The organism is Streptomyces sp. ISL-1 (genome assembly GCF_018614585.1).
In the GTDB taxonomy this organism is placed as follows: domain Bacteria; phylum Actinomycetota; class Actinomycetes; order Streptomycetales; family Streptomycetaceae; genus Streptomyces; species Streptomyces maoxianensis.
On sequence record NZ_JAGGOI010000007.1, the window covers coordinates 420159 to 438266 of the forward strand.

Below are 18108 nucleotides of genomic sequence, written 5' to 3' on the forward strand. Positions count from 1 at the left end.
AAGGATCCGCCATGCGACACCTCGCCGACGCTCCTTCAGCGCCCCCCAAGCCGCGCGCACAGCCCGCGGCTTCGCGCCTCCCGCTGCACCTGCACGTCCTGATCGTCAACAACAACCACCCCACCCCGGGGTGCGGCCAACCGCCCACCCCGCACCGGAAGGAACCCGCCATGGGACTGTCCTGGCAGCAGGGCCCCCTCTCCGCCGGCGCGATCGGACACTTCCTCACCCCCGAACCCCTGCCCGAGCGTCTCCTCTTCGCCGAGCGGCTGCGCCGCCGCATGCGCGTGAAGTTCAACGACACCTGGATCGCTGACAGCGAGAACGTCATCCTGCTGCACGAGCCGGGCCGCTACCCCGTCGCCTACTTCCCCCGCGAAGACGTCGCCGAGCAGGCCCTGGTCGCGAGCGACAAGGTCACCCACCACAAGGACCTCGGCGACACCGCCTGGTACGCGGCGCACGCCGGGGACCGCACCATCGAACGTGCCGCCTGGGAATTCACCGCACTGCCTGGGCACGCCGCCGAACTCCAGGGCCGCATCGCCTTCGCGTGGCGCGCGATGGACGCCTTCTACGAAGAGGACGAACGCATCCTCGGACACGCCGCGGACCCCTACCACCGCATCGACATCCGAAACACCTCCCGCACCCTGGAAGTCCGCCTCGGCGACACCGTGATCGCCCGCTCCGAGCACCCCGTCGTGCTCTTCGAGTCCGGATTCGCCCCCCGCTGGTACGTCCCGCGCGCCGACATCGACGAGACCCGCCAACGCCCCGTCGAAGGCCAGACCTTCTGCTCCTACAAGGGCCTGTGCGACTACTACGACATCGGCGACGTGCACCGCGCCGCCTGGTCGTACCGCAACGCCTACCGGGAAGTCGACCGGATCGCCGACCTGGTGTCGTTCGAGGCGGACAAGGTCGAGGTCTATCTCGACGGCAAGCGCCTGCACCTCGAGCCCGGGCAGAACGTCGTTCCCCACGGCGTCGACCGCGATCTGGACGTCGACGAGGTCAAAGCCCGCTGACCCCAACGAGCGCCTGTCCTCGCGCCCGCCTGGGTCAGGCTGCGTGCGATGAGCTCGCCCGCGAAGGGTTCCATCCGGGGCAGCAGGGAGCGGCGGGCGAGCAGGGTGACCTGGGAGCCGAGGCCCTGCCAGAGGGTGCCTGGTCGTGCTTGTGCTGGAGGGGCAGCCGTCAGCAGTGAGTTGGTTCTCCCCGGATTCTCCCCGGGAGTCCGTTGCGGCTCCAATGTGCCCTGTTCTCCTGGCCGTTGGGGCCGAGATGAGGAAGTCGTAGGGATCTCTTCTCCCCAGACTCTCCCCAGCCCCGGCTGTCTCCGAACGCGGATCTTCGCAGGCCAGTGCATGCTCCAGTGTCGGAATTCGCTACATCGCGTAGTCGAGCGAGAGAGGCAGGGCCCGTCGCAGCGCTCCGGCAAGCCAGAAGGGTCAGGTGGCAATTCGGTAGCCGGAGCCACTGCAGTAGTGGCCCTACTCGCCCAGCTCATGGCTCGAGAATGGCTGCGGACCATCGTTCGTGTGCCGATGCCCTCGGCCTCTACGGCACCCGCCTGTGCTGCAACGCAGTCAAGCGCATCGCGTGGACGTGAGGAAGGAGGAGGGGAACGTTCACCCTGTGCAGGGCGTGTGCTCAGAACACGGCGTCTGGCTCTCACCGCTGCCTCCAGCCCGGGGGCTGCCGCGGGGCAGGCGGGTGATCGTCCGTCAAGCTCCGTTGTCAGTGCCTCCCCATAGTGTGGAGACATCACTCGGGGAGCCTCGGAGAAGGAGCAGCAACGTGTCCGCCAACAAGATCCAGCACAAGGTCAATCACGTCGCGCTGGTAGTGGACTGTTCGGGTTCCATGCATCAGCACCAGAGTCAACTCATCCGCGTCGTGGACGAGTTCGTGGCGGGCTTGAAGGCCGAGTCGGACAGCCTCGGTCATGAAACCCGGATCAGCCTCTACTCCTTCGACCATAAGGTGGAGAACCTGGTCTGGGACATGGACGTGAAGCATCTGCCGTCCATGCGGGGTCTGTACAAGGTCAACAATGGCGCTACGGCCCTCATCGAAGCCTCTCTGAAGTCCCTGGACGACCTGGGCCACATCTGGGAGGCGTACGGCGAGCACAGCTTCCTCCAGATCGTGGTGACGGACGGCGAGGAGAACGCCTCCGGCGGCGACAGACGGCACGACGGCGACATGGCCATCCTCGGCCCCTGGCTCGACAAGATCGCTGCGAAGATGGGTGCACTTCCGGGCCACTGGACTTCCGCGATCCTCGTTCCGAACTCCCTGGCGAAGCGAACCGCCCAGAACTACGGCTTCCCGGCCGGAAACATCGCCATCTGGGATGCGGATTCCCAGGAGGGTGTCGAGGAGGCGATCGATACCGTGCGCGCGGCCGCCACCAGCTTCCTCCGTGGCCGCGAGCAGGGGGTGCGCGGCACGAAGAACCTGTTCGCGGTCGGCCAGGACATATCGGTCGACGACGTGCGGGCGAACCTCGAACCGGTCCCGGCCGACAAGTATCGACTCCTGAAGGTCGACACGGAGGTCGAGATTCGATCCTTCGTTGATTCGCATCCGGGCGTGACGTACGAACGCGGGTCGTGTTACTACCAGCTGGGCACCCGGGTTCAGGTTCAGCCCGACAAGGAAGTCATCGTGGTCGAGAAGGACACTGACCGCGCATACACGGGCGACGCGGCACGCAGTCTTCTGTTCGGCACGGGTATCCAGGGGACCGTCTCCGTGAAGGCGGGGCGCAATCCCAAGTTGGAGGTATACGTGCAGAGTCGTTCGGTGAACAGAAAGCTCAAGCCGAAGACGCGTCTGCTCATCATGCTCTGAAATTCACGAGTAGGGCGTAGAGCAGGTGGTCCAGGACCAGTTGCGAAGGATCGGCCAGTCGTGGACCTCACCCGACGTCGGTTCCGCGAGCACGGTCGTGCACGGCCTGGCGGAGATCAAGGCAATCGCCGCGATCACCACGAGCGGCACCAACGGAACCGGCAGCCGTAGTCCTATCCGGCTCATCGGGCCGTGGGCGACGTCGTGCCAGGTCTGGGCCGGATGGAAGCGGCTTACCGCGCGAGTTGTCCCAGGAGCGCCGTTTGCCGACCCAGCACAATGCTGTGGCGTCTGTTTCCGTTACGCAGCGCAGCCGCGAGCTCGTGAAGGTGGCCGAGTTCGCCGACATGGGCGGTGCCGGGTGTGGGCGGGGGCCCTGCCGCGCTGCGCATTCTCCCCAGATTCTCCCCAGGGGTCGGGAGAGGGTGCTGCAGGGCCTTCGCCAGAGCTAAGTTGATCAAGTGGAACAGGTTGCTGTCTACAGCCAGTCGCGCTTCTTGAAGATGACGTACAGGCTCACGCAGACCACCGCCATCAGGAGGATTGCGAAGGGGTAGCCGCCCGCCCACTTAAGTTCCGGCATGTCCTCGAAGTTCATGCCGTAGATCGTTCCCACAAGTGTGGGTGCAAACAAAATGGCCGCCCAGGCTGAGATCTTCTTGATCTCCTCGTTCTGCTCGAAGCCCGCCTCCGCCAGCGCCCGCATCTCCGCGTTCTGCTGCTGCGTCACCAGCGTCGCGTTCACCGTGAGAATGTCCGTCAGTGCCTGGCGGAAGCCGTCCACGCGCTCGCTCGTGTGCGTGACGTGGTCGGCGACGTCGCGGAGGTAGCGCTGAAGCTCCTCGTCCGTGCCGTACTTGGCGAAGCCCGCCATCAGGGCGTGCAGCATGCCGACCAGGGGACGGGTGGCGCGCTGGAACTCGACCATTTCGCGGGAGAGTTCGTAGATGCGGCGGGACACCGCCGGGTCGCCCCTGAAGACCTCGGTCTCGATCTCGTCGATGTCGTTCTGCACGCCCGCCACCACGGGGGCGTAGCCGTCGACCACGGCGTCCAGGATCGCGTACAGCACCGCCTCCGGGCCGAGGGCCAGCAGCTCCGGGGTCTCCTCCATGCGACGGCGTACCGCGGTCAGGTCGGGGGCCGCGCCGTGGCGGACCGTGATCAGGAAGTCCTTGCCCACGAAGACGTGCAGTTCGCCGAACTCGACCTCCTCCTGGGCGTCGAGGTACCGGGCGGCGCGCAGCACCACGAACAGGGTGTCGCCGTACCGTTCGAGCTTCGGGCGCTGGTGGGCCTCCAGGGCGTCCTCGACGGCGAGTTCATGCAGGTCGAACTCGTCGGCGAGCGAATGGAGTTCGGTCTCCGTGGGGCGGTGCAGTCCGATCCACGCCATGCCGTCGGGGAACTCGCGCAGCTGGCGGAAGGTCTCGGCGAGCGAGTCGGGCGTAGCGACGCGGTAGCCCCCGCGGTAGAGCGCGGCCTGGACGACGCTGCCCTGGTCCTTGTGTACGGGGGAGGGGACAGCGGGCTCGTCGGGCGCGGGTGCCTTCGGCGGCGGGCTCGTGGGCAGCAGGGACCGGCGGCGCCACTGGTGCTTCTTCGGGGACAGCGGCATCGCGGGTCTCACCTCCACCTCGATCACGTACGTCTGTGCGGCCTCGGAGCAGGATATCCGGGTCGAATTGCACCGGCATGGCGGAGCGGCGACAGGGCTCCTAGATTGCGGACAGGAGTTGTCCGCAAGCCTGAGTAGCTTGTGGCGCATGGCCTCGAAGACGACGTATCCCGTACTCGGCAACCGCGCCCTCAACCGCGCGACGCTGGAGCGTCAGCTCCTGCTGCGCCGCGCCCCCAGGTCCGCGGTCTCCGTCAAAGGCGCCGTCGAGCACCTGGTCGGCCTGCAGGCGCAGAACGTGAAGCCGCCGTACTTCGCCCTCGCCGCCCGGCTGGACGGCTTCGCCCCGGAAGAACTCTCCGCGCTGATGGCATCCCGCGAGGTCGCGCGACTGGTCACGATGCGGTCCACCATCCATATGCACACCGCCGAGGACTGCCTCACCCTGCGTCCGCTGGTCCAGGCCGCGCGCGACCGGGAGCTCAAGCAGTTCCGCGCCGGCCTGGCCGGGGTCGATCTGGCCCGCCTCGGCCGCCTCAGCCGTGAGCTGGTCGAGGAGACGCCCCGGACCATGAAGGAGTTGCGCGAGGGGCTGCTGAAAGAGTGGCCGGGCGCCGATCCGTTCGCCCTGTCCGTCGCCGCCCGCTGTGTACTGCCGCTGGTGCAGGTCACCCCGCGCGGCCTGTGGGGCAGGAGCGGCCAGGTCACGCTCACCACCGCCGAGCACTGGTTCGGCCGCGGGGCAGAGCCCGCGCCCGCGCCCGACGCCACCGTGCTCCGCTACCTCGCAGCCTTCGGACCCGCCTCCGTAAAGGACATGCAGACCTGGTCAGGACTGACCCGGATGCGGGAGGTCTTCGAGCGCCTGCGGCCGCGGCTGGCCGTCTTCCAGGACGAGCACGGCGTCGAGCTCTACGACCTCCCCGACGCACCCCGGCCGGACGCCGAGACCCCGGCGCCGCCCCGCTTCCTGCCCGAGTTCGACAATCTGCTGCTCTCGCACGCCGACCGCAGCCGCCTTGTGCCCCAGGAGTACAGGATGCGCACCTGGAAGGGGAACCAGGCGTACTCGACCCTCCTTGTCGACGGCTTCCTGGCCGGGATCTGGCGGCTGACCGAGACCGACCAGACCGCGACCGTGACCGTCCAGGCCTTCGGGACACTGACCCGCGCGCAGCAGGGAGCCGTGGCCGAGGAGGGGGAGCGGATGCTCACCGCCATGTCCTCGGCCGCCGCGTACGACATCCGCTTCGGGTCGCTCAGCGAATAGCGGGCATCAGTCCGCGCGGCCCGTCGCCGCCACCGTCACGCCCAGGCCGATCATCGCGAACCCACCGGCACCGCCCACCACCGACAGTCGGCGCTCGGAGCGGGCGAACCATCCGCGCGCCGCCGCCGCACCCAGACCCCAGAGCGTGTCCGTCACCAGGCCGATCGAGATCGGAACGAGGCCGAGAAGCAGCATCTAGGCGGGCAGCCCGCCCGCCGAGTGGTCCACGAACTGCGGCAGCACCGCGGCGAAGAACACGATGCCCTTGGGGTTGGTGACGCCCACCAGGATGCCGTCCACGACGGTACGGACATCGCCGCGCGCCACTCCCGCCGGGGCCGCCATGTCCGCGACCTTCATGTCCCTGCGGTGCCGGAACGCCTGCACACCGAGGAAGACCAGATACGCCGCGCCCGCCAGCTTCACCGCCATGAACACCGCGGCCGACCGCTCCACCAGCGCGCCGACGCCCAGCGCGACGGCCACGACCAGGACGTACGAGCCGAAGACATTGCCCAGGGCGGTGGCCACCGCGGTCCGGCGGCCGTGGGCGAGAGCCCGGCCGATCACGAAGAGCACGCTCGGCCCCGGGATCACGATCACCAGCAGGGACATCGCGGCGAATGCGAGGAAGCGGTCCGTCGACACCATCCCGTCATTCAACGCCATTCCCGGCTGCCCCTCCAGAGCCGTGGAGGCTTCTCCCGGCCGATCCGCGGGGGCTTCTCCCGGCCGTCTGCCGAACCGGTGAGACCGATGCCGCTACGGCAGCAGCCCCGCGCGCCGCGACGCCGCCACCGCCTCCCCCCGGGTGTGCGCCCCCAACTTCCGCATCGCGGCCCGCAGATAGCCCTTCACCGTCTCCGGCTGCAGGCCGAGCCGCTCGGCCGTGGCCGCGTTCGTCGAGCCCGCCGCGACGCACGCCAGCACATCGAGCTCGCGCGGCGTCAGCGCGACCGCGTGCTCGCGCGGCGGGCCGCCCGCCGCGGTCGCCAGCCGGCCGCACACCGACAGCAGCGTCTCCCGCAGCGCCTGGTCGACGATCCGTGGGGCCAGCGCGCGCAGCTCGCCGTGCGCCTCGCGGACCTCCTCCCACGCCCCAAGGCCCGCCACCGGCTCCCGCGCGGCCGCGAGCAGCCGCTGCACCTCGTCCCGTACGACCAGCGCCTGCTCCACATCGCGCGCCGCCGCCATCGCCGCGTCGAAGGTCCGCTCGCCGATCGCCATCGGCTCACGCAGCGCGCCGTACAGCACGCCCCGTACCTTGCGCCGTACGACAACGGGCACCGCGAGCACCGAGCGCAGCCCCTCCGTCGCGACCGCCGCGTCGTACTCGTGGCTGATGTGCCGCGCCGAGCGGTAGTCGGTCACCGCGCACGGCCGCGACAGCGCGATGGACTTGCCGCCGAGGCCGTTGCCCGCGCAGATCGCGAGGCCCCGCAGCGCGCCCGTTGCCGCGCCGCTCAGTTCGGCGATCCGCAGCCGGCGTGCGTCGTGCAGCAGACCGCCGAAGGCGACCGGCAGCCCGGTCGCCCGGCGCAGCCGCAGCAGCGCCGCTCGCATCTCCACCGCATCGGCCGGCTCGTGCACGTCCTCTTCTCTCCGTTTCTGTCTGTTTCTCTCCGTGCGTCGTCTCTCTGTGCTGGGTCACCCCCGTACGGGGGTAGTGAGACCTGGTCACCGATTACACGATGTCGGTAGCAGGTCCCGCAATGAGGAGGACACATGACGTCAGGCAGCGCGTCGGAAAGTTTCCGGGCAGCCCGGGACTTTCTGCTGCAGCACCGGGAGGACTACGCGACGGCGTACGACGGCTTCGCCTGGCCGCGGCCCGAGCGTTTCAACTGGGCGCTGGACTGGTTCGACGAGATCGCCACCGGTAACGACAGGACCGCGCTGCACATCGCCGAGGAGGATGGCCGCAAGATCACCGTCTCGTTCGGTGAGATGTCCGTGCGCTCGAACCAGGTCGCCAACTGGCTGCGGGCCCAGGGCGTAGGGGCCGGGGACCGGATCCTCGTGATGCTGGGCAACCAGCAGGAGCTGTGGATGATCGCGCTGGCCGCGATGAAGCTGCGGGCGGTCGTCATTCCCGCGACCACCCTGCTCGGCCCGCCGGACCTCAGGGACCGGATCGAACGCGGACGGGCCCGGCACGTCATCGTCCGGGATGCGGATACGGCCAAGTTCGCCGAGGTGCCTGGGGACTACACCCGGATCGCGGTGGCGGACCGGGGCGGGGCCGGAGTGCCCGGCTGGCTCGAATTCGACGAGGCGTTCTCCGCGCCGGGTGACTTCGAGCCCGACGGTGTCACCTGCGCCCAGGACCCGCTGATGCTCTACTTCACCTCCGGCACGACCGCTCGCCCCAAGCTGGTCGAGCACACCCATCTCTCGTACCCCGTCGGCCACTTGGCGACCATGTACTGGATCGGGCTCAAGCCCGGCGATGTGCATCTGAACATCTCCTCGCCCGGCTGGGCCAAGCACGCCTGGTCCAATCTCTTCGCCCCCTGGAACGCCGAAGCGACCGTCTTCATCCACAACTACACGCGCTTCGACGCGGTCCGGCTGATGGCTGAGATGGACCGCGCGGGAGTGACCAGCTTCTGTGCCCCGCCCACCGTGTGGCGGATGCTGATCCAGGCGGACCTCGGCCGGCTGAGTACGCCGCCGCGCGAGGTCGTCGCGGCCGGAGAGCCTCTCAATCCCGAGGTCATCGAGACCGTCCGGCGCGAGTGGGGCGTCACCGTCCGGGACGGGTTCGGGCAGACGGAGACGGCCGTGCAGGTCTCCAACAGCCCAGGTCAGCTGCTGAAGGCCGGCTCCATGGGCCGGCCGAGCCCCGGATATCAGGTGGTGCTCCTCGACCCGGTGACGGGCGAGCCGGGGGCAGCCGAGGGCGAGATCTCGCTGGATCTGTCCGGTGATCCGGTCGGCCTGATGACCGGCTACCACGGGGACCCGGAGCGTACGGCCGAGGCGATGGCCGGCGGCTTCTACCGCACCGGCGACATCGGCGCGCGCGACGCCGACGGATACATCACCTACGTCGGGCGCTCCGACGACGTATTCAAGGCGTCCGACTACAAGATCTCGCCGTTCGAGCTGGAGAGCGCGCTGCTGGAGCACGAGGCGGTGGCCGAGGCGGCGGTGGTGCCCGCACCCGACCCGGTGCGGCTCGCCGTGCCGAAGGCGTACATCGTTCTCGCGGAGGGCTGGGAGCCGGGCCCCGACACGGCGAAGCTGCTCTTCGAGCACTCGCGCTCCCTCCTCGCCCCGTACAAGCGCATCCGTCGTCTCGAGTTCGCGGAACTGCCCAAGACCGTCTCGGGGAAGATCCGCCGGATCGAGCTGCGCGAGCGTACGGCCAACGGCTCGGCCGCCGAGTACGACGAGGGGGACCTGCGATGACGCTCTCCTACGCGCACGGCACCGGCACGCGGGCGCTGCTCGGTGACACCATCGGCCGGAACCTCGACCGGACGATCGCCGCGTACCCGGACCGCGAGGCGCTGGTCGACGTGCCCGCGGACACCCGCTGGACGTATGCCGAATTCGGCGCGGCGGTGGACCAGCTGGCGCGCGGACTGCTCGGGACCGGTGTGGCCAAGGGCGACCGGGTCGGGATCTGGGCGGTCAACTGCGCGGAGTGGGTGCTCGTGCAGTACGCCACGGCCCGGATCGGCGCGATCATGGTGAACATCAATCCGGCGTACCGGGCGCACGAGCTCGAGTACGTACTGAAACAGGCCGGGATCTCGGTGCTGTGCGCCTCGCAGCGGCACAAGACCAGCGACTACCGCGCACTGGTGGAGCAGGTGCGCCCCAGCTGCCCCGAGCTGCGGGCCGTCCACTACATCCAGGACGGCTCCTGGGATGTGCTCCTGGACGCGGCCGTTACGGTCACCGACGAGCAACTGGCGGCCCGCGAGGCCGAGTTGTCCTGCGACGACCCGGTCAACATTCAGTACACCTCGGGTACCACAGGCTTCCCCAAAGGAGCGACGCTCTCCCACCACAACATCCTCAACAACGGCTATTTCGTGGGGGAGATGGTCGCCTACACCGAGCGGGACCGGATCTGCCTGCCGGTGCCCTTCTACCACTGCTTCGGCATGGTCATGGGCAATCTCGCCGCCACCTCGCACGGCGCGTGCATGGTCATCCCGGCCGCCTCCTTCGATCCGGCGGCCACACTCGGCGCGGTCGCCGAAGAGCGCTGCACCTCGCTGTACGGCGTCCCGACGATGTTCATCGCCGAGCTGAACCTCGCGGACTTCGCCTCGTACGACCTGTCCACACTGCGCACCGGCATCATGGCGGGCTCGCCCTGCCCGGTGGAGGTGATGAAGCGGGTCGTCGCCGAGATGAACATGGCGGAGGTGTCGATCTGTTACGGCATGACGGAGACCTCCCCGGTCTCCACCCAGACCCGGCGCGACGACGATCTGGAGCGCCGCACCGGCACGGTGGGCAGGGTGCTGCCCCATGTCGAGGTCAAGATCGTCGACCCGGTGACCGGTGTGACCCTGCCCCGCGGTGAAGCCGGTGAGCTGCGTACCCGCGGCTACAGCGTGATGCTCGGCTACTGGAACGAGCCGGACAAGACCGCCGAGGCCATCGACGCGGGTCGCTGGATGCACACCGGCGACCTGGCGGTGATGCGCGAGGACGGCTACGTCCAGATCGTCGGCCGGATCAAGGACATGATCATCAGGGGCGGGGAGAACGTCTATCCGCGTGAGATCGAGGAGTTCCTGTACGGCCACCCCAAGATCGCGGACGTCCAGGTGGTGGGCGTCCCCGACGAGCGCTACGGCGAGGAGATCCTGGCCTGCGTCGTCCCCCGCGATCCCGGGGACCCGCCGACCCTGGAGGACATCGCCGCGTACTGCCGCGATCAGCTGGCGCACTACAAGATCCCGCGCCGTCTGGAGATCCTCGCCGGCTTCCCGATGACGGTGAGCGGCAAGGTCAGAAAGGTGGAACTGCGCCGACAGTACGGCCCTGCGGGGGAGAGCTAGGCAGTTCCCGGCGCATGCAGACCCGCGGCCAGTGGTCCAGGCCGTACCCGGCCTCGGCGCGTCTGATCTCCCGCAGTCCGTCGGTGAGTTCGGCGTCGGCCAGCGAGCGGAAGCCCAGACGTGTGTAGTACGGCGCGTTCCACGGGACCTCGGCGAAGGTCGTCAGGGTGAGGGCGCTGAGCCCGTCGGCGGCAGCGCACGCGGCGAGGTGGTCGATCAGCGCGCTGCCGAGCCCTCGGCGGGCCGCGGCCGGGTGGACCGAGACCTGCTCGATATGGGCCGCGCCGTCGATCGTGTCGGAGATCAGATACGCGACCGGACGGTCGGCGGCGTCGGCCGACACCCAGGCGTGGCCCAGGCGGTGGTAGCGCTCCAGCAGGTCGAGCGCCGGGGGCTCGTCGTCGGCGATCGCCGCCATGCCGAGGCTACGGAAGGGCTCGCCGGCCGCCCTCTCGATGTCCTGGAGCAGGGGGAGTTCGGCGAGGGCGGCCGGTCGGATACGCATATGGGGAGTATGGCCCAGCCGGGTGGGACCCGCAGGCGGCGCTGCCCGGGCCGCCTTGCTGAGCGGTGTGTCACACGCCGGTGGAGAGGAGCTCGTCCGCCGGGCGGTTGACCGGCTGGGGGCGGCCCGTGAGGTCCATGACGAAGAGCGGGACGCCGAGATCGTCCGCGCGGGACCTGGCGTCGTCCGCGTACCCCGCGAGGGAGAAGAACACGCTCGACGCCGAGATGTTCAGCCCGTTCAGCCACAGGCACTCGACATCGCGCAGGGTGGCGGGGCGGGTGGACGGCTCAACCTGGGCGACCAGGCCCGGGCCGCGCAGATCTATCCCGGACGAGGGCCGGACCTCGGGCTGCACGACGTCCCGGAACCCCAGCCACTTCAGATAGAGCGCGGCCGCGGTCACCGCGTCCCGCGCGGTGCGGATGGTGACCGGGCGGAACGAGGGGCGTGCCACGGCTGTCGCTGTGCGCGGCAGCGCGATGTGCGACGGGCGGGCTGCTGAGGACGGCGTCGAGTCGGGCGTGGCCGGGGCGGGGGCGCTCACCGGGCGGACCGGAACGCGCAGCACCGTGCCGCACAGGCAGCCGAGCTCCGGCTGCGGCCACTGGTCCTGGCGGCCGCACCGAGGGCAGCGGACCGTCACCCAGTCGTCCGTCCAGGTGCGGTGCGTGATCGGTTCCGCGGGGGCGGCGCGCAGCAGCGGCGGGACGACCGGGGCGCCGCAGGCGCACGGATAGACCTGCGCCGCGTACAGATGATCGCGCCGGCATGACGGACAGCGCACCGGCACGGTTTCGGCCACCGCGGGTCCCCCTTCCCCTCGTACTGGCGTCCATCGTCCACCAAGCGCGAGGCCTGGGGGAGGCACTTCGGACATCCCTTGACGCCGTACTGTGCGCGTCCTACATTACTTCCGTATAGCAGAACTAAACTTCCGCATTACGGAATCATAGCGGAATCGCTGCTCTCGAGTGACGCGAAAGAGTCCGACTCCGCCTGGCCGAAGCAGGAGCACCCATGCCTCGTATGACCGCTGCCCGAGCGGCAGTTGAGATCCTCAAGCGCGAAGGCGTCACGAACGCGTTCGGTGTGCCGGGCGCGGCGATCAACCCCTTCTACAAGGCCCTCCAGGCCGCCGGCGGCATCGACCACACGCTCGCCCGCCACGTCGAAGGCGCCTCCCACATGGCGGAGGGCTACACCCGCGCGGGCGCCGGCAACATCGGTGTCTGCGTCGGCACGTCGGGCCCGGCGGGCACCGACATGATCACTGGCCTGTACTCGGCCATCGGCGACTCGATCCCGATCCTGTGCATCACCGGCCAGGCGCCGACCTCCGTGATCCACAAGGAGGACTTCCAGGCCGTCGACATCGCCTCGATCGCGAAGCCGGTCACCAAGGCGGCGACGACCGTCCTGGAGGCCGCGCAGGTCCCCGGCGTCTTTCAGCAGGCCTTCCATCTGATGCGTTCGGGCCGTCCGGGGCCGGTCCTCATCGATCTGCCGATCGACGTGCAGCTGACCGAGATCGAGTTCGACCCCGAGACGTACGTGCCGCTGCCCGTCTACAAGCCGTTCGCCACCCGCGCCCAGATCGAGAAGGCGATCTCCTTCCTCCTGGAGTCGCGGCGCCCGCTGATCGTCGCCGGCGGCGGCATCATCAACGCCGACGCCTGCGACCTGCTGGTCGAGTTCGCCGAGCTCACCGGGACGCCGGTCATCCCGACCCTCATGGGCTGGGGCACCATCCCGGACGACCACGAACTCAACGCCGGCATGGTCGGTCTGCAGACCTCGCACCGCTACGGCAACGCGAACTTCCTGGAGTCCGACTTCGTCCTGGGCATCGGCAACCGCTGGGCCAACCGCCACACCGGCTACAAGCTCGACGTCTACACCAAGGGCCGCAAGTTCGTCCATGTGGACGTCGAGCCCACCCAGATCGGCAAGATCTTCGCCCCGGACTACGGGATCGCCTCCGACGCCAAGGCCGCGCTGGAGCTCTTCGTCGAGGTGGCACGCGAGCTGAAGGCGGCGGGCAAGCTCCCCGACCGCTCCGAGTGGCTCGCCACCACACAGGAGCGCAAGGCCACGCTGCACCGCCGTACGCACTTCGACAACGTGCCGCTGAAGCCGCAGCGCGTGTACGAGGAGATGAACAAGGCCTTCGGTCCTGAGACCCGTTACGTCACCACCATCGGCCTCTCCCAGATCGCCGGCGCGCAGATGCTGCACGTCTACAAGCCGCGCCACTGGATCAACTGCGGCCAGGCGGGCCCGCTCGGCTGGACGATCCCCGCCGCGCTCGGCGTCGCCATCGCGGACCCGGAGTCCCCGGTAGTCGCCCTGTCCGGCGACTACGACTTCCAGTTCATGCTCGAAGAGCTGGCGGTCGGCGCGCAGCACCGGATCCCGTACGTCCATGTCCTGGTGAACAACTCCTACCTGGGCCTGATCAGGCAGGCGCAGATCGGCCTGGACATCAACTTCCAGGTCAACCTGGAGTTCGAGAACATCAACTCTCCGGAGCTGGGCGTCTACGGCGTCGACCACGTCAAGGTCGTCGAGGGCCTGGGCTGCAAGGCGATCCGGGTCACCGAGCCGGACCAGCTGCTGCCGGCCTTCGAGGAGGCCAAGAAGCTGGCGGCGGAGTTCCGGGTGCCGGTCGTGGTGGAGGCGATCCTGGAGCGGATCACCAACATCTCGATGAGCACGACGGCGGACATCAGCAATGTGGTCGAGTTCGAGGAGCTGGCCACGGAGCCGGGCCACGCGCCGACGGCGATCAAGCCGCTCAGGGTCTGACGGACCAGCCGCCGGTGGGTGAACGGCCCGCGTCCCGACTCCGCGTCGGGGTGGGGGCCGTTTCGCGTGCGGGTGCCGGGGCGCGTGCCCTTTGCAACGGAAGTTGATCGTCCTCTGCTGTTGGCGTGGCTGCTGGCGGGGCTGTTGGCGGGGGAAACGGTCAAGGCCTGACCTCTGTTTGAAGGCCAGCGCCTGTTCCTGATCCGAGCATGCCAAGCTGTTGTCCTGGAGCGACTGAGATCGAGGGGAGGGCGAGTCAGTCCGGATGCTGGCAACCCTTCAAGGGTGCCCCGCAGTTCACGCTTGGGCTGTGCTGGATTCGGTTTAGCTAGCAACTACTTAGCCAGACGGAATATGCCCTTGCGTTTCCTCGCTCAGTTCGGCCCTGTTAGATCTTCCTTGCGAGGCGCTTGGTATTCGAACTAAGTTTGCCGCTACCTCACGGACTGACCATCCGGGGGCGGGGGTAAGCCCGTTGCGACCGGCGGGCTATTTTCAAGCCTCTCTTCCGTCACGCCATCAGGTGACTGTCTGTCACCCGGATTCAGGAAGAGGATCATGAAAACTGCCATTGGCAGATCAGTGTTCGCAGGCTTTGCGGCGCTCTGCTTACTCGGAGCCTTGCCGACCAGCAGCCATGCTACGGAAACCGAGAAATCTGCAAGCGATTCAGCACGGCCTGACGACTTCGACACCTATGTGGTCATGTCGAACGACGCCTACATCGAGAAGTTCGGCGCAAAAATGGCGATAGCGGAGGGCCTGCCGGTTTCCGGCGTTACCCCTTCCGTTGCCAGCGGAACCGCTCAAGGACGCAGCACTGTTCCCGACCCGACAATACCGTGGCACCACATCTACTGGACGGCGATTGACTGGGACGGCCACGACATTCCCTCGCGTCGCGGCAACGCCGATTTCGGCGTGAAACACGCCTGTTCGAAACACAACGCCTGCGAAAAGAAGGTCATAACCGCCGCGTACAACGGGAATGCGGACCGGCATCCCAGGCCCACGCGCTACGAGTACGACGCCGTCGTCGCCACCAGCCAGGGCGGCATTCGCCTCACTGTGACGAGTGTCGCCGAACAGGGAACCTACGGGCCAGGCCCCACCGCCCCACACACCCCCGATGGCCGCCCGATCGGCACCGTCACCGTGTTCTGCCGGGGCCAGACGGTCTGCCCCGATTGGGTCAACGATCTTTAAAAATCAGGTAGCTGTGCCAGCAGGCCGAGCCAGGTGTCATGCTTTACCGCATGGACAAACACTTCGCTCGAGTCCTGCTGGCACTGCGCCGTTTCATCGCTGCGCCATTGCCTGGCACCCCATACCGGATTCGCGGCCTGATCCGGATCGATAATGAGCGGATCCGGGTAAAACTGGGTGGCGAGGAAAACGCAGAGGGATTCATTTCTCTTGATCTCCCCGTCTGTCAGCCCGGCAGCGATGAGCAGTTCGGCATGTGGTGGTACGTCACCGCCTTGCGACGATTCGCGCTCCATGCTCGCGATGCATCACAGGGAAACCTTGCTGGCAGAGTCATTGACGGAGCCGACTTGCTTGCGTCCGGTATTCTGCTTCCAGGCGGAGAGGTCTCACCCGATGATTCGGTGGACTACATTATTGCCGATCTGGTTGGGGACCCGCTGTGGTACGAGGCAGAGGCATCCGCCTATCCGGAACTGTACGAGCTCACGGGATTCGACTTGCGCAGCCGCGACACATTGCGCGTCTACCTCCTCTACAAGGGAAGGACGATCGGCGTCGATCTGGCCACGGTGGACTCAGAGAGCGGCGCTCCCCGTAGCGTGAACTGGTGGGCTGCCACGAAGCTTGTTTCAGCCATTAACCCCGAAGACTCCACTCTCCTTGCCCATGAGGAACACGAGGCCGAAGACCCGCACTGCCAGGCCGTCTACGACCTCACCAGCTGGGCCTGAGAAGGAGCTTGTCGCTTCGGGTGGATCCGCCTGAAGCGACGACTGGGCGAAAGTCGTTGCCGGTCATACCGTGGCGAGCATGGGCAGGGACGGGGCTGTGTGCGGCTGCGACTGGTCGAGGATCAGGACGCCGGGCCGCGGTTGTGCCGGGGGTGCGGTGGTCCGCTGATGCCGTCGGCGAAGTCGACGGCGGTGTTCTGTTCGTCGGCTTGTCGTTCGCGGCACTGGCGCCGGCTGCGGCGGACGAGGTCGAGGACCGAGGCGGCCCAAGCGGCCGGGAGGGCGAACTGTCCGGAGTGTGGTGTGAGTTGGACGGTCGGCGTGGACCGTCCTGTCTCGGCACGGTACTGCTCTCCCCGTTGTCGCAAATGGGCATGGCATCGGCGGCGCACGCGGCCGGGCGGGGTGTGAGACCGCGCGCCTCGTTACGGTGGGGCCGCTCCACGCGCCGGGCCCGTGCGCCTGGCAACCGTTCCCGGGCCGTCGGATGGTGCCAAGTGACGGGCATTCGCGGCGAGTTGACGGCATGCAGGGTGCCGCGCCGGGCCCGTGGGGGTGAGTGCGGATGTCCGCGATGGTCGGAAGTGTCACCCGGGATCGTTACGAACGAGCTGGTCAAGCTGGGGCGGGACGACTACGAGCTGTGTGGACCGGTGGCGCTTCGGGCTGGGACCGCGGCGGCGGAGATTGCTCCCCGGGCTCCCTTCCTTCAGGTCAGAAAGAGAACCCGCGGACCTTCACCACCGCACTGGCATCGCCTGCCGCCGCGGTCCTCGCCTCCCCGCTCCGCGTGACCACCCCTCATCCGGGTCCGCGGTGCGGGCACGCGTCCGGGGGATGACCTTCCGTCATCTCCCGGACGCAGCTCGGGTGTTGCCGTTCGCTCAGTCCTCGCGCGGAGCGCGGACCGCCTCCTCGACGCGCTTGCCGCAGTCGGCGCCGGCGGCGTGGAAGTGGGCGAGGTTCTTCTCGATCACGTCGTCGTGGGTGACCTGCGACAGCCCTGGACGGCGAGCGGAGCGGACAGGGCGGCGTCCGCCTGCGCGCCGCAAGAAGACAGTTGCTGAAGACGAAGGGTGGTGTTCCGGACGGCGTCGGCGCCTGGGCGCGACAGGACTGGTGTCAGCGCCGACGCCGCCCGGAAGTCAGGGGGATCAGACCTGCCGGCCGGAGAGACGCTCGACGGAACGCAGCAGGGCCGAGTGGTCGAGGCCGCCGTCGCCCTGGGCGCGCAGCGAGGCGACCAGCTGGGCGACGACCGCGCCGACGGGCAGCGCGGCGCCGACATTGCGGGCGGCGTCGGTGACGATGCCCATGTCCTTGTGGTGCAGCTCGATCCGGAACCCGGGCTTGAAGTCCCGGTTCAGGAAGTTGTCCTTCTTGCGCGTCAGCACGGTCGAGCCGGCCAGACCGCCGTTCAGGACATCGAGCGCGGCGGCCAGGTCCACACCGGACTTCTCCAGGAAGACCACGGCCTCGGCGCAGGCCTGGATGTTGACCGCGACGATCAGCTGGTTGGCGGCTTTCACCGTCTGGCCGGAGCCGTGCGGGCCGCACAGGACGATGGTCCTGCCGAGGGCCTCGAGGATCGGCCTGGCGCTGTCGAAGTCGGGCCGCTCGCCGCCGACCATGATCGACAGTACGGCCTCGATCGCGCCGGCCTCGCCACCGGAGACCGGGGCGTCGAGCACGCGAATGCCCCTTTGTGCACCGGCCTTGCCCAGGTCCACCGAGGTCTGCGGGGTGATCGACGACATGTCGATCAGCAGCGCTCCCGGCCTCGCGTTCTCCAGAATGCCGTCGGGGCCGTACGCGATCGCCTCGACCTGCGGGGACGCGGGCACCATCGTGATGACGACGCCGGCGTCCTTGACGGCCTCGGCGATGGAGGACGCGACGGTGCCGCCGGCCGCGGCCAGCCGGTCCAGCTTGTCCTGCTCCAGCGTGAAGCCGGTGACCTCGTAACCCGCCTTCAGAAGGTTCTCGGACATGGGGGAGCCCATGATGCCGAGGCCGATCCAGGCAATTTTGGGGTGGGTGCTCATGGGGGTGCCTTCCTAACAGCTTTGGTACGTCAG

At 68.4% G+C, this 18108-nt stretch carries 14 protein-coding genes and 1 pseudogene; 8 read left to right on the forward strand and 7 right to left on the reverse strand.

Annotated features, from left to right (window positions below; genetic code table 11):
- Positions 1-11 precede the first annotated feature (11 nt).
- Entirely contained in the window at positions 12-1031 is a 1020-nt protein-coding gene (locus J7E87_RS07240) for a DUF427 domain-containing protein (protein ID WP_251017030.1), read from the forward strand.
- 772 nt (positions 1032-1803) lie between these two features.
- Positions 1804-2862, forward strand: a complete 1059-nt coding sequence (locus J7E87_RS07245; protein ID WP_215091083.1) for a vWA domain-containing protein — start codon at positions 1804-1806, stop codon at positions 2860-2862.
- A gap of 478 nt (positions 2863-3340) precedes the next feature.
- Here the strand turns inward: J7E87_RS07245 and J7E87_RS07250 are convergent, their stop codons facing one another.
- Positions 3341-4480 (reverse strand): magnesium and cobalt transport protein CorA, encoded by a 1140-nt coding sequence (locus J7E87_RS07250; protein WP_215091085.1) that lies wholly within the window; start codon positions 4478-4480, stop codon positions 3341-3343.
- Between the two features lie 148 nt (positions 4481-4628).
- Between J7E87_RS07250 and J7E87_RS07255 the strand changes: the two genes are divergently transcribed.
- The gene (locus tag J7E87_RS07255) at positions 4629-5750 is read left to right on the forward strand and encodes a winged helix DNA-binding domain-containing protein (RefSeq protein ID WP_215091087.1); all 1122 of its coding nucleotides are present in this window, start codon (positions 4629-4631) and stop codon (positions 5748-5750) included.
- A 6-nt stretch (positions 5751-5756) separates the two neighbouring features.
- On the opposite strand, the pseudogene J7E87_RS07260 reads toward J7E87_RS07255, so the two are convergent.
- Positions 5757-6401: pseudogene (locus tag J7E87_RS07260) on the reverse strand (LysE family translocator).
- 111 nt (positions 6402-6512) lie between these two features.
- A complete protein-coding gene (locus tag J7E87_RS07265; protein ID WP_215091090.1) occupies positions 6513-7340 on the reverse strand; it encodes a response regulator transcription factor in 828 nt (275 codons plus the stop codon).
- Positions 7341-7475: 135 nt separating this feature from the next.
- On the opposite strand from J7E87_RS07265, the gene J7E87_RS07270 reads away from it, so the two are divergent.
- Both J7E87_RS07270 and J7E87_RS07275 read left to right on the forward strand, forming a co-directional pair.
- Positions 7476-9164, forward strand: a complete 1689-nt coding sequence (locus tag J7E87_RS07270; RefSeq protein WP_215091092.1) for an AMP-binding protein — start codon at positions 7476-7478, stop codon at positions 9162-9164.
- A complete protein-coding gene (locus tag J7E87_RS07275) occupies positions 9161-10777 on the forward strand; it encodes an AMP-binding protein (RefSeq protein ID WP_215091094.1) in 1617 nt (538 codons plus the stop codon). Before J7E87_RS07270 ends, J7E87_RS07275 begins: the two co-directional genes overlap by 4 nt.
- On the opposite strand, the gene J7E87_RS07280 is transcribed toward J7E87_RS07275, so the two are convergent.
- Positions 10728-11282: a GNAT family N-acetyltransferase gene (locus J7E87_RS07280; protein ID WP_215091096.1), complete on the reverse strand. Its 555-nt coding sequence runs from the start codon at positions 11280-11282 to the stop codon at positions 10728-10730. The genes J7E87_RS07275 and J7E87_RS07280 overlap by 50 nt on opposite strands.
- Positions 11283-11352: 70 nt before the next feature.
- Complete coding sequence (locus J7E87_RS07285; protein ID WP_215091098.1) at positions 11353-12087, reverse strand: hypothetical protein; 735 nt, start codon at positions 12085-12087, stop codon at positions 11353-11355.
- A gap of 215 nt (positions 12088-12302) precedes the next feature.
- Here J7E87_RS07285 and gcl point away from each other — a divergent pair, with 215 nt between their 5' ends.
- The 3 genes from gcl to J7E87_RS07300 all read left to right on the forward strand — a co-directional run bounded on the left by gcl (position 12303) and on the right by J7E87_RS07300 (position 16030).
- Positions 12303-14090: a glyoxylate carboligase gene (gene gcl, locus J7E87_RS07290; RefSeq protein ID WP_215091100.1), complete on the forward strand. Its 1788-nt coding sequence runs from the start codon at positions 12303-12305 to the stop codon at positions 14088-14090.
- 558 nt (positions 14091-14648) lie between these two features.
- Positions 14649-15296: a hypothetical protein gene (locus tag J7E87_RS07295; protein WP_215091102.1), complete on the forward strand. Its 648-nt coding sequence runs from the start codon at positions 14649-14651 to the stop codon at positions 15294-15296.
- A gap of 50 nt (positions 15297-15346) precedes the next feature.
- Positions 15347-16030 carry a hypothetical protein gene (locus tag J7E87_RS07300; RefSeq protein ID WP_215091105.1) on the forward strand — a complete coding sequence of 228 codons (684 nt, stop codon included), beginning with the start codon at positions 15347-15349 and terminating at the stop codon, positions 16028-16030.
- 122 nt (positions 16031-16152) lie between these two features.
- On the opposite strand, the gene J7E87_RS07305 is transcribed toward J7E87_RS07300, so the two are convergent.
- Positions 16153-16398 carry a hypothetical protein gene (locus J7E87_RS07305; protein ID WP_215091107.1) on the reverse strand — a complete coding sequence of 82 codons (246 nt, stop codon included), beginning with the start codon at positions 16396-16398 and terminating at the stop codon, positions 16153-16155.
- 786 nt (positions 16399-17184) lie between these two features.
- Complete coding sequence (locus tag J7E87_RS07310; protein ID WP_215091109.1) at positions 17185-18075, reverse strand: 2-hydroxy-3-oxopropionate reductase; 891 nt, start codon at positions 18073-18075, stop codon at positions 17185-17187.
- Between the last annotated feature and the right edge of the window lie 33 nt (positions 18076-18108).

Excerpts from the sequence above, each read along its gene's own strand:
- J7E87_RS07300 (WP_215091105.1), top strand. The coding sequence starts at position 15,347 with ATGGACAAACACTTCGCTCGAGTCCTGCTGGCACTGCGCCGTTTCATC.
- J7E87_RS07250 (WP_215091085.1), bottom strand. The coding sequence starts at position 4,480 with ATGCCGCTGTCCCCGAAGAAGCACCAGTGGCGCCGCCGGTCCCTGCTG.
- J7E87_RS07310 (WP_215091109.1), bottom strand. The coding sequence starts at position 18,075 with ATGAGCACCCACCCCAAAATTGCCTGGATCGGCCTCGGCATCATGGGC.
- J7E87_RS07240 (WP_251017030.1), top strand. The coding sequence starts at position 12 with ATGCGACACCTCGCCGACGCTCCTTCAGCGCCCCCCAAGCCGCGCGCA.
- J7E87_RS07255 (WP_215091087.1), top strand. The coding sequence starts at position 4,629 with ATGGCCTCGAAGACGACGTATCCCGTACTCGGCAACCGCGCCCTCAAC.
- J7E87_RS07275 (WP_215091094.1), top strand. The coding sequence starts at position 9,161 with ATGACGCTCTCCTACGCGCACGGCACCGGCACGCGGGCGCTGCTCGGT.
- J7E87_RS07280 (WP_215091096.1), bottom strand. The coding sequence starts at position 11,282 with ATGCGTATCCGACCGGCCGCCCTCGCCGAACTCCCCCTGCTCCAGGAC.
- J7E87_RS07270 (WP_215091092.1), top strand. The coding sequence starts at position 7,476 with ATGACGTCAGGCAGCGCGTCGGAAAGTTTCCGGGCAGCCCGGGACTTT.
- J7E87_RS07295 (WP_215091102.1), top strand. The coding sequence starts at position 14,649 with ATGAAAACTGCCATTGGCAGATCAGTGTTCGCAGGCTTTGCGGCGCTC.
- gcl (WP_215091100.1), top strand. The coding sequence starts at position 12,303 with ATGCCTCGTATGACCGCTGCCCGAGCGGCAGTTGAGATCCTCAAGCGC.